Annotated in this window: 10 protein-coding genes and 2 tRNA genes; 3 read left to right on the forward strand and 9 right to left on the reverse strand. The window is 46.3% G+C overall.

The annotated features are described in order from the left end of the window. Positions 1 to 81: 81 nt before the first annotated feature. From Q0R35_RS19070 to Q0R35_RS19080, 3 genes are all read right to left on the reverse strand, one after another. On the reverse strand, positions 82 to 1,734 hold the full coding sequence (locus Q0R35_RS19070) for a hypothetical protein (protein ID WP_295622168.1): 1,653 nt from the start codon (positions 1,732 to 1,734) through the stop codon (positions 82 to 84). A gap of 144 nt (positions 1,735 to 1,878) precedes the next feature. Then, positions 1,879 to 2,003: transfer RNA gene (locus tag Q0R35_RS19075), tRNA-OTHER, on the reverse strand. Positions 2,004 to 2,033: 30 nt separating this feature from the next. After that, positions 2,034 to 2,106: transfer RNA gene (locus Q0R35_RS19080), tRNA-Asp, on the reverse strand. Positions 2,107 to 2,542: 436 nt separating this feature from the next. Here Q0R35_RS19080 and Q0R35_RS19085 point away from each other — a divergent pair. After that, the gene (locus tag Q0R35_RS19085; protein ID WP_295622169.1) at positions 2,543 to 3,139 is read left to right on the forward strand and encodes a Uma2 family endonuclease; all 597 of its coding nucleotides are present in this window, start codon (positions 2,543 to 2,545) and stop codon (positions 3,137 to 3,139) included. An 80-nt stretch (positions 3,140 to 3,219) separates the two neighbouring features. Here Q0R35_RS19085 and Q0R35_RS19090 read toward each other — a convergent pair whose 3' ends face one another. After that, entirely contained in the window at positions 3,220 to 4,530 is a 1,311-nt protein-coding gene (locus Q0R35_RS19090) for an MFS transporter (protein WP_295622170.1), read from the reverse strand. A 575-nt stretch (positions 4,531 to 5,105) separates the two neighbouring features. On the opposite strand from Q0R35_RS19090, the gene sat reads away from it, so the two are divergent. Both sat and Q0R35_RS19100 read left to right on the forward strand, forming a co-directional pair. Beyond that, positions 5,106 to 6,275, forward strand: a complete 1,170-nt coding sequence (sat, locus tag Q0R35_RS19095) for a sulfate adenylyltransferase (RefSeq protein ID WP_295622172.1) — start codon at positions 5,106 to 5,108, stop codon at positions 6,273 to 6,275. A 70-nt stretch (positions 6,276 to 6,345) separates the two neighbouring features. Then, positions 6,346 to 6,801, forward strand: a complete 456-nt coding sequence (locus Q0R35_RS19100) for a hypothetical protein (RefSeq protein WP_295622173.1) — start codon at positions 6,346 to 6,348, stop codon at positions 6,799 to 6,801. A gap of 86 nt (positions 6,802 to 6,887) precedes the next feature. Here the strand turns inward: Q0R35_RS19100 and Q0R35_RS19105 are convergent, their stop codons facing one another. From Q0R35_RS19105 to Q0R35_RS19125, 5 genes are all read right to left on the reverse strand, one after another. Next, a complete protein-coding gene (locus Q0R35_RS19105) occupies positions 6,888 to 7,760 on the reverse strand; it encodes an S-methyl-5'-thioadenosine phosphorylase (RefSeq protein WP_295622175.1) in 873 nt (290 codons plus the stop codon). Positions 7,761 to 8,023: 263 nt separating this feature from the next. Further along, positions 8,024 to 8,434 (reverse strand): hypothetical protein, encoded by a 411-nt coding sequence (locus tag Q0R35_RS19110; protein ID WP_295622177.1) that lies wholly within the window; start codon positions 8,432 to 8,434, stop codon positions 8,024 to 8,026. A 78-nt stretch (positions 8,435 to 8,512) separates the two neighbouring features. Continuing rightward, positions 8,513 to 10,429, reverse strand: a complete 1,917-nt coding sequence (locus tag Q0R35_RS19115) for a tetratricopeptide repeat protein (protein ID WP_295622179.1) — start codon at positions 10,427 to 10,429, stop codon at positions 8,513 to 8,515. A gap of 38 nt (positions 10,430 to 10,467) precedes the next feature. After that, positions 10,468 to 10,836: a type II toxin-antitoxin system PemK/MazF family toxin gene (locus Q0R35_RS19120; RefSeq protein WP_295622181.1), complete on the reverse strand. Its 369-nt coding sequence runs from the start codon at positions 10,834 to 10,836 to the stop codon at positions 10,468 to 10,470. Further along, positions 10,823 to 11,053 (reverse strand): hypothetical protein, encoded by a 231-nt coding sequence (locus Q0R35_RS19125; RefSeq protein WP_295622180.1) that lies wholly within the window; start codon positions 11,051 to 11,053, stop codon positions 10,823 to 10,825. The genes Q0R35_RS19120 and Q0R35_RS19125 overlap by 14 nt, the downstream gene beginning before the upstream one ends. Between the last annotated feature and the right edge of the window lie 179 nt (positions 11,054 to 11,232).

An 11,232-nucleotide genomic window follows, 5' to 3' on the forward strand; every position in this document is an offset into this window, starting at 1 on the left:
GTAAAGCCCCCCCTTTATAAGGGGGGGTTGGGGGGGTAACTCAACTTCAAACAAAGCTGGCATTAGTTAACAAACACAACATTAATCCCAGCGATCGAGTTGATATTTAACCTGCAAATTATCCCTAGTAGTTACACGCAAAAGAATCGAATCCCAAGAGCCGCCCTTTTGTAAACCGATGCCACAAGCCGTTGCTTCATCTTTGCCTTTTAACACCGCATTTTTGGCATAAGCTTCCATCGTCGATCGAATGCTATGATATTCATTCTTGAGCGATTCAGGGAAAAATCCAGCACCTTTTTGGTATTGCTTATCCTTGACATTTTGCAGGATTAAAAATGCTTTTTCACCTTTGTGGGCAAACTTTTCGGGCTGATTCCACAACGAAGGCTGAAGCACGATCGCCGTTACATTACAGTAAGCATTCGATCGTAAATTCCAGGCGTTAGGTGACGAACCATTTGCATAAAAATACCAGGTAACTGGGTTGCGATATTCTGGCGTATCCCATTGAATAATCGGCGGAGCTTCGGGATTTTGGGCTGTCACCAATGCCATGTAAGGCTGCTTGCTGGTGGGTACGAAATACTCGATCGATTTAGCATTTGGCAAAATAGTGCGGGCAAACTTTTCCCACGTCATGACGATCGGCGGCATGTCGATCTGTCGCTGTGCTTTGGTTGTAGCCGTCTGGAGATGACCGAAAATACCTTTAGATTCGACTTTAGGCGTGGCAGAATGTGGCACCCATAGAGCCTGAAGATCTTCGAGCTTGGCAAATCGCCGATCTAAAGCACCTGCGGTTTGGAGCTGCTCGATAATTTTTTCAGCTTGAGCAATATTCCCCGCTTTCGGCGGTGCTTGAGGGCGAAGATATTGCAGTGGGTTCATTTTGGCATTAAATTTCTGGGCAATCTGCTCAAATGTCAATCCATTTTGAATATCTTCCAGCAGAGTACCGAGCATCCCGCTGCGGATATGACAAAAGCCTGAAGGCGCGTTCGCCACAGCCACCCAAGTCAGATTTTCCCGCAAGCGCGAGTTCCGCGCCGATTGGCGTTGCTGGTGCAGATCCAAGAACCATTTAGCAATCCCGATACATGCTGACGATCGATAGAGAGTAGCATTAGATAGCAGGGATGATGCTTGTTTTGCCACTTCGAGCGGGAAATCTGCCAAGCCACGCAGTAGCATCTGATAGTCTTGCTGCTTTTGAGCGACGATTTGGTAAATCGTATAAAAATTTGTAGACTCAAATACCAAATCTTGGCTAGGTACGATCGCAATATGCTCCCAGTTGCCCGTTACCGGAGTACCCCAAGTACGCAGATCCGAAAGAAATACATTGTCTATCGCCGCGCTAGCCACGACTGACGACAACTTGGTGACGGCTGGCGCGTAAACGTCAGGAACGAGTTCGGGATTCCACATTACCGGAATCGTTTTACCATCAGGATCGATCGTCACAATCCCCCCAAATCGATCGACAAATTGCCGACAGCTATTACAAGTATGATGTTGACGAAAATCGGCAGGTAGAGCTTCTAGAAAAATTTGGAACAGATTGGTAGTCGCGGTGGTAAATAGATTTACCTTACCCTGTCGATTTTCCGTAACAGATTTAAATCGATCTCGAATAGATTGGCGGAGTAGATCGGAATAATGACAGATTTCTCGATTTGGTTGGTTATCGATCGAAGGTTGAGTTGAAACAGAAGATTCAGAAAAAGACATATTATTACCTAACTAATTATTAATACTCCCAAGGGGAATCGTTGGCGCAGCCTTTCTGAAAGAAATACACCTATTTTGGTGTAGAAAGCACCGTGTCCTGACCGTTAGACGATGGGAGCAAATTATGACCGATTAAAGTCATGATGAAACTGGTAGGAATCGAACCTACGACCTCCCGCTTAGAAGGCGATAACCCTAGTTCTACGTCCCCGAAAGGCAAATGGTGAAGAAGGATGTTTTAGGTGCTCTATCCACTGAGCTACAGTTCCGTAAAATACCAACTCTTGTTAGGAGTCGGACGAGATTGACGGGATTTGAACCCGCGACTTTCCGCTAGACAGGCGGACGCTCTAACCACTGAGCTACAATCCCAAATGCGATGAGGTAGCGAGGCGGGAGTTGCACCCGCATTTCCGACGATGCGAGGGGGGATTCGATAAAGCGATAACCCTCAGACCTGCGCCCCTTGCGGGTAAAAATGGTACTTTGCTATTAAGCTACTCGCTACATGTGGTTTGAATTTAATGCTCGGCTATGTCTTCATGTGGTTGGCTCCTGTTTGGCTGTGTTTGTTTCCATGTCCACAGAATAGCCTCACGGGTTAACCCTAAGCTAACTCGCGATCGAATCCCCAGAACATTTACCAGATAAGGATTTCAGACTTAGGGGAAGATTTTCACTTAGGGGATACCCCGAACTTTGCCTTCAACTCGCGATCGTCAGAATATCGATCGGCAATTACAATCGAGTTCGATCGGATATAATGAAATTGTCTTAAAACTAACTCTGGCAATCGATTGGAGGTTGTATGACAATCGCTTACTCGAACATTCCCAACACATTTCCGCTCGATCTCAGCACGCTCAAACTCACTCACGAACAGTTTTACAAACTCTGTATCGCTAATCCCGAACAGCCACTCGAATTAACCGCCGCAGGAATACTAATTTTTATGTCACCAGTCGGCGGAGAAAGCGGAAAACGCGAGGCAGATTTACTCGTAGATTTAGGAATTTGGAATCGTCAAACTCAGCTAGGTGCGGTATTTAGTTCTTCCACCATTTTTAAGTTGCCATTAGGCAGTCAAAGATCGCCTGATGTTGCTTGGGTGGCATTATCGCGGTGGAATGCGTTAACAAATGAAGATCGCCAAAAGTTTCCCCCCTTGGCTCCAGACTTTGTTGTCGAGCTGCGTTCGCGTACCGATAATTTGTCAGAATTGCAAGCCAAAATGGTCGAATATCGCGATAATGGCGTGCGGTTGGGTTTACTAATTAATCCTCAAGATCGCCAGGTAGAAATCTATCGCATCGGTGCAGAAGTTGAAGTTCTTCAATCGCCAACTTCTATTAATTGTGACGATGTGCTACCTGGCTTTAAATTGAGTCTTGCTAATATTTTCTAATCTCTCAAATCTCAACTTTCAGCTAATACCCATACCCATCGCTAGCTTTAACCGAAATTAGGATGAGAGCATATAGCTTTTTAATCTTCTAATACTTTATTTTTAGTTTCTAAAACCCAAGGCATTAGTAGAATGCCAATTAGGGGCACGAAGCCGATCCAAAACAGAGCTTTAATCCCACTACTTGCTGCATTTGCACCGCCAGTAGCCGCGATCGAACCCACCCAAAACGGCCCGATCGAAGCAACGATTCTACCTGTATTATAACAGAATCCGGCACCAGTCGCACGCAAGCGAGTGGGGAACAATTCGGGAAGATAGAAGGTAAAACTACCAAAGATACCGAAGACAGTTAAGCCGACTAGAAAATACAAATAAGTTCTAGTCAGCGGATCCCAATTCATGCCGAAGGTGATGAAAATAAAGATCGACGACAACAGAAAATATATTGAAAACATTCGTTTGCGACCGAAGGTTTTGGCGATCGGAATAGTTAGCAACGTACCAACTAAGCCGCCCGTGTTATAACAATTAGCTGCTAATGTTTTCGCCTGCTCGACGACGACAGAAATAGCGGCTTTATCCAATCCTTGGGCGACGGCATTCGCTTGGGCAATCCCGCCCGAAATTACCAAAATAAATGCATTACAAGTCCACCAGGTAATTAGAGCCGTCGTCGCGGTAATAATCGCACTAATTGTCGCGCGGCGATATTTGGGAGTGAAAATTTCAGAGAGTTTACCAGCTTCCTGGCGCGAGGTATGTTCCCACCGCTCTGGCTCTTTGGCAAATGCCCGCACGATAAACGATGCCACCGCTGGAATTAGCCCACAAGCGAACACATATCGCCACGAAACTTCTGGGTGACCTTTCATTAAATTACCAGCGATCGCCCAATTTACAAAGGTAGCTAAAAATAAGCCCATCGGCGCGGAGGTATATAGTAATGCCCCAGCTTCTACGCGATTTTTTTCGGGTACGGTTTCGGCTACTAAAGTTGCACCCGAAGCCCACTCGCCACCGATGCCCAAGCTTGCTAAAAACCTAAAAGCAATTAGAAACCATAAATTGGGTGCAAAGGCACAGAAAGCCGTACCGAGCGAGTAAAGTAACATCGTAATTAGCATCGTTTTCAGTCTACCAATCCGATCGGCAATTTGACCGAAAATAATGCCGCCGATCGCCCAACCGATTAATAATAAAGATGTCAGAATACCCGTCCAAAATAGAATTGCGGATTTGGCTTCGGGGGAACCAATTTGTAATCCTAGCAAGGTGGGAATACAGTTAGCTGCAACATAGTTAAACAGCAAACTATCAAAGATATTAAATCCCCACCCCAACCAGGCAGCGAATAAAACATTCCATTGGGCACGAGAGAGTTGCATCATAATTTAGTAGACATATTGAATGGGGAAATCGAGTTGAGATCGGGAATCAGTTGCCGGAGATTTTCGCAGCCTCGCAGGTTAATTGAGTAAAGCGGTAATCTTTATGCGTGCCTTGGCTGTGGTAGTAATCCAAGTTGCTAGTTATAACCTCAGAAATCAGGATTCAATAACATCCAAATCTACCATCGTTCTCGCCCCCGCATGTAAATCCCCTCCCAGGAGGGGTGCCCGTAGGGCGGGGTGGGTTCACCATCTTCGCTGCAAACCCCCAACCCCGAATGCTTAGACATCGCCAACCTTGTAGAGGTGGAGATGGTTGGGAGATGGTTTGTGGGTGGCGGAGATTTACCAACCCCGCCCGTTGGGCACCCCTCCTCGGAGGGGATTTTTCGGAATTTCCTCCGATCTCCCATCTCCCATCGGCTAGTGAGCGAAGCCGTTGGCGATAGCCTGCCGTAGGCACACTACCCATCTCCCATCTTCCCTAACAACCTAAAACCTAAAACCTAAAACCTACCCCTAAAGCTGCTAAAGTGATTCATAAAAGTATTTAAAAAATTGCGAGGAAAGTTAGTTTGAGTCAGCGTTCTGGTATTGCACCCCACGGCGGTAAATTGATAAATCGCATCGCCACCCCCGCTCAAAAAGCCGAATTTCTGAGTAAAGCCGATAGTTTGCCCAGAGTAACATTAGACGAGCGGGCATATTCCGATTTAGTCATGATTGCGATCGGGGCATTTAGTCCGCTTCAGGGGTTCATGCCAGAAGCAGATTATCATGGGGTGGTCGCCAAAATGCGATTGGCTGATGGTTTACCGTGGTCGATTCCGATTACGTTATCGGTTACTGAAGCTGTCGCAGCACCACTGGTTGTCGGTGCGCTCGTCAGACTAGATGACAGTACTGGTAAATTTGTCGGCGTTTTAGAATTAACCGAAAAATACACCTACGACAAACAGCAAGAAGCGATTAATGTTTACCGCACGGATGATGAAAAGCATCCTGGTGTCAAAGTTGTCTACGACCAAGGTAATGTTAACTTAGCAGGTGATATTTACCTGTTAGAACGCCAAGCACATCCCCAATTTCCCACCTATCAAATCGATCCGGCTGCATCCCGCGCCCAGTTTCAAGCTAAAGGCTGGAATACGATCGTCGGATTTCAGACTCGCAACCCGATCCACCGCGCCCATGAGTATATCCAAAAATGTGCGATGGAAACCGTCGATGGGCTATTTCTACACCCATTAGTCGGCGCGACGAAAGAAGATGATATCCCCGCCGACGTGCGGATGCGCTGTTATGAAATTATCCTCGAACACTATTATCCTAGCGATCGGGTAATTCTCGGTATCAACCCCGCCGCAATGCGCTATGCTGGGCCGCGAGAAGCCATCTTCCACGCTCTAATTCGCAAAAATTACGGTTGTACCCATTTTATCGTCGGACGCGACCATGCGGGCGTAGGCGACTACTACGGCACCTATGATGCTCAACACATTTTTAGCGAATTCGAGCCAGGAGAACTCGGCATCACCCCGATGATGTTCGAGCACGCTTTCTACTGTAAAGTTACCAAATCGATGGCAACTACCAAAACTAGTCCTAGTACCCCCGAACAACGCGTACATCTTTCGGGTACTAAAGTTCGCGACTTACTCCGCCAAGGCGAATTACCCCCGCCAGAATTTTCGCGCCCTGAAGTCGCCGCCGAATTAATTCGCGCGATGAAAGGGAACAAATAAACAGTAATTACTACTTAATACTCAGCACCTACCACACAACTAACCAACTAAATAAATCACAACCAAATATATGTCCATCAAGTTTTCGATCTCTACAGTCACGATCGCCGCATTACTAACACTAAGTTATACTTCGATCGCGACTGCGGAAGTTTACAAAACCAGCAAAGACCAAGTTGTAGTTACAGGTTTGACTGCTAAACAAAAGTATCCCATTAAAGGGACTAATGCTAAAAACAAGCCAGTTAAACGTCAAGATGTAGCTGCAAATACTTGCGGTGAAGCTTTGGTTGATGGTGCTGGCAAATATAAAGCTCTAGTCGTCGGTACAGAAACGATCGATCCGGCTACTTTACCCGTGAGAGAACACGCTAAATGTAAAGCCAAAAAGACAGCCGCAGCTCCTGTTAAAACGAAAAAGGCTCCAGCCGCAACTGGTACGATGAGTCCCAGTGGTAGCACCACAGCACCAGCTACCGGAACGCCAGCTACAACTGGTACCACCACAGCACCAGCGACTAAGTAAACGACTCAGTAAGATTGCGATCGCAATCGGTTTAGATCCCCGACTTCTTTGAGAAGTCGGGGATCTTGCATTCTAAAGCCTAAAACCTAGATATATTTTTTCAACAACAATTCGAGTTTTTGCTTGGTAGATTCAGGCACCTTATCCATCGGTGTAATAATTGCATATTTAAGAGCCGAATGTGCATCCGAACCAAATAAATTTGCGCTCAATCGTTTGACTGTTTCTTGAATTACCCGTTGGGCATTAGTCGCATTTTTATGCAGATTGGCAATTATCATTTCTACCGTAACGCTATCGTGGTCGGGATGCCAACAATCGTAATCGGTAGCTAAAGCCAATGTGGCATAAGCAATTTCAGCCTCTCTTGCTAATTTTGCCTCTGGTAAATTAGTCATACCAATAATCGTTCCGCCCAGCATTCGATACATATTAGACTCGGCTTTAGTCGAAAAAGCTGGCCCTTCCATACAGATATATGTGCCACCTTTATGTAAGCTAATATCGGGTAAATTTAGAGATTCGATCGAGTCTGCTAAAATACCTGCTAGCTGATGACAAATCGGATCGCCAAAAGCAATATGTCCGACAATTCCCTCGCCAAAAAACGTACTCGCCCGACTTTTAGTGCGATCGATAAATTGGTCTGGCAATACCAAATCTAACGGCTTAACTTCTGCCTGTAAAGAGCCGACAGCCGATGCCGAAATTAAATATTCGACACCGATTTGTTTCATCGCATAAATATTCGCTCGATACGGAACTTCTGTGGGTGTCAGATGATGATTGCGTCCGTGTCGAGCTAAGAAAGCGACTTCAACCCCTGCTAAATCGCCGACGATAAGATTGTCAGAAGGCTTGCCAAACGGCGTATCGACAGCCACCTCGCGCATGTTATTTAATGCGGACATTTGGTAAAGTCCGCTACCGCCAATAATGCCAATTTTAATATCGCTCATTTTAATAATTGATAATTGATAATCTCACATCTTGCGTCAAAACATAGAAAATTGTAGGGTGGGCACTGCCCACAATCTAAATTTCAGGCATCATAAGTATCATAAATAAGTAGTTAAGAATAAATATTTATTAGATAGATATTGTTTGAAACCCTTGTGGTGGGCAGTGCCCACCCTACTTTTCTTTAAAGCCCCCTTTTTAAGGGGGTTGGGGGATTTAGATCTCAAACGAAGCTAACCCAACCTACGTTCTATCCCCTAATTCAAGGTTTTGGCTTAATTTCATTAATTTTGGTGTCGATATCGATGAGTGTATCCAATACGATCCTTTTGGCGTAAAGTTTCCAGCCCCATTTTTGGATGGCAATTGCGGCGGCGGTACCCCCGACTGCGGCGATAAAATCTAGCGGCTGATTGAGCGAAATTCCAAATAATAAACCCAATCCAGCAATGCCCCAAAATGGGAGGGCAACTGTTTGGCGTTGAGTTTCGACTAATTTAACGATGCCGCCTGTGGGTAGTTCTTGCTCTAGAGTGGCTTTGACTGCTTTCTGCTCCGCCAGATTTACAGACAACCCAATCTTACGGCGCAATTTCTCGATTTTGCGCGCATCACTACTGTATTGAGTGAGTTCGTCTTCTGCCATCAATACCAGCCGTTCGTACTGTCCCACAGGTTTAGATTAGTGATTTTTACAAATATTTACAAATGATTATAGCTGACGATCGCCCGAAAGCTGCCTAACTCACGATTATTCACCCACACCCCAAGCTTGTAATCTTTGAGTTGCAAGTTGCAAGATTAGAGAATTACCCTGTGTCCGCGCCAGTTTAGCGGCTTGGCGCGTATCGGTAATGCCGCCAGGACGATCGCCGAGCTGTGCATATTTGAGATTTCCTCTCGCAGCATAGGTAAAAGCAGATTGAGGGTCGAGGGCGATGGTGCGATCGTAGTCGGTTAATGCTCCTTTGAGGTCATTAAGTTTCCGCTTGACAACGCCGCGATTGTAGTAGGCTTTGGGAGATTTAGAGTCGAGGGCGATGGCGCGATCGTAGTCAGCTAATGCTCCTTGAAGGTCATTGAGCTTATCGTCTTTGAGATTGCCGCGATTGACGTAAGTTGGGGCATATTTGGGGTCGAGGGCAATGGCGCGCTGGTAGTCAGCTAATGCCCCTTGGGTATCATTGAGCCGACCGCCTTTAAGATTGGCGCGATTGAAGTAGGCAATGGCGAGGTCGGGATCGACGGCGATGGCCCGATCGTAGTCGGCTAATGCCCCTTGGAAATCTTTAAGTTTCCGCTTGACAATGCCCCGACTGTAGTAAAGTTGGGCGTAACTATTATCGAGGGAAATTGCCCGATCGTAATCGGTTAAGGCTCCCTGGGAATCGTTGAGATCGTCCTTGAGATTGCCGCGATTGGCGTAACCCTTAGCATCGTTGGGGGTGAGTGCGATGACGCGATTGTAGTCGGCTAATGCGCCTTGAGGGTCATTGAGGTTTTTCTTCTTGAGATTGGCGCGATTTAAATAGGCTTCAGCGAGTGCGGGATCGACGGCGATAGCGCGATCGTAGTCGGCTAAAGCTCCTGGGAGATCGCCGATGGCTTGCTTTTCAATGCCGCGATTGTAGTAGACTTGGGCAAGTTTCGGGTCGATGGCGATGACTCGATCGCCATCGAGAATCGCTTGCCGATGTTCCTGAAGCTGCGAGTAGGTAATAGCTCGTAAAAAGTAGGCATAAGTATAGTTGGGATTAAGCTTAATCGCCTGACTAAACTCGCTCACCGCCGCTTGCTTACCCGCGACCACATTTGCCCCTGGTTCTACTAACTTGTTAAAACCCACGATAAAATGCTCGTCAGCAGTACTGGCGGCGGTCTGTCGTGAGTTAACCGCTCGGCTATTTCCCAATTTTATCCCCCGCTCGGTCAAACCTTCGATCGCCCACCGGACTGGAATGCCTCGGTTATAGCCGATCTTGCTGCCCACTTCTGATTTAATCGGAATAGTACCCGATTCAGGCAACTTTTCTAATTGGGTACTATCTCGGTATCGCTCTCCCTGTCCGTGGATTGCCACTAGTCGCCCTTCCTGGCTAAATACGCCACCCCCACTCATCCCTGGCTGAGTTTCGGCATTATAAATCACGGTATAGCCGCCTCGGTCTTCTGTTAGGCGTTTATTGACGACCGCGAACGCTTTTCCGGCATTAAACGAAAAACCCGGCGGCGTGAGTGGATAGCCGGAAGTGTAGACGCGATCGCCCGCTTTCAAGCTGCCATCATCAATCTGTGCCACTGGATAAGCACGGTTGCTACGAAACTGAATCGTGGCTAAATCTAAATTGTTATCCAACAGCTTGACCGATTTAGCGGCTACTTGATACTTTTGCCCATCACTTAGCTTCACGCTGTAGGTTTCCCCTGCTGGCGGTGCAGTACAATTCCGAGTTTGACCGCAGACGACATGGCGATTGGTAATGAGGGTATATGTGTCGCCAAGGCGATCGATAATAATCCCCGATCCGACTGATTCATTTTTGAGTAACCTAATTTCTACTGTCACCGCTTTAGCTATCGATTCAATTTCTGCTGGGGTTTTAGCGACAGCCAGATCTGCATAACAAACCAGTGCGGCGGTAACACCAATTATCGGTAGATATTTCATTTCAAGACAAGATCGGGAATGCGATGATTTTACAATAGCTATTCAAAAACTGCATCAAAACCTAATACAATTGCCATAGCTTGCTCGATTTCGCGCCAATACTTGTCTTCTAACATTCCTAATTTGAGATCGATTCTCAGACTGTCTACAACTCGCATTTGCTCTAGGTGTATCCCTCTGGCTTCATCTAGCCCATTAGCTACCGTCGCTTCAACGTTAACCACAAAAGGGTAACTCTTGGATCTTCTCAACAAAGGAGCAACCATCGTTGTGCCCGATCTGGCGTTACCGACATCATTCTGAAGGATGATGCATGGTCGCTTTTTCGCTGTCTCACTGCCGACAGTTGGATCTAAGTTCACCCACCAGATTTCCCCTCGTTTGTACCTTAACTCACCCATCGGCATCGATGCCATCTCCCGCTGTAATATCCCACAACTTAATCTCAGCTTGATATTTAGGATCGGTTGCTAGTTCTGTATAAGCATCCTCCAGTTCTTTCAACAGTTGGCTCTTTTTTGCTTTGGACAATATTTCGTTGATAAACTGGCTGCGATTTTTGCTCGATCGATCTACGAACTCCAAGACTTCTTCATCTAATGTGATGCTTACTTTCGCGCTCATAATTGAATCCTGCTAATTAGTAAGATAAAAATATCCTAACATATCAGAATCTGAAGCTGACCGCTAATTTTATCCATGAAGAGGCTACGCCAATAAAGATACAATAGCGATCGAGTCTTCAAGCAGCGATCGAGTTATGGAAGCCAGTCCCGCCCAGATTAGTCAAGCAGTTCAAAATC

The organism is Chamaesiphon sp. GL140_3_metabinner_50, from assembly GCF_025361915.1.
Lineage (GTDB): Bacteria > Cyanobacteriota > Cyanobacteriia > Cyanobacteriales > Chamaesiphonaceae > Chamaesiphon.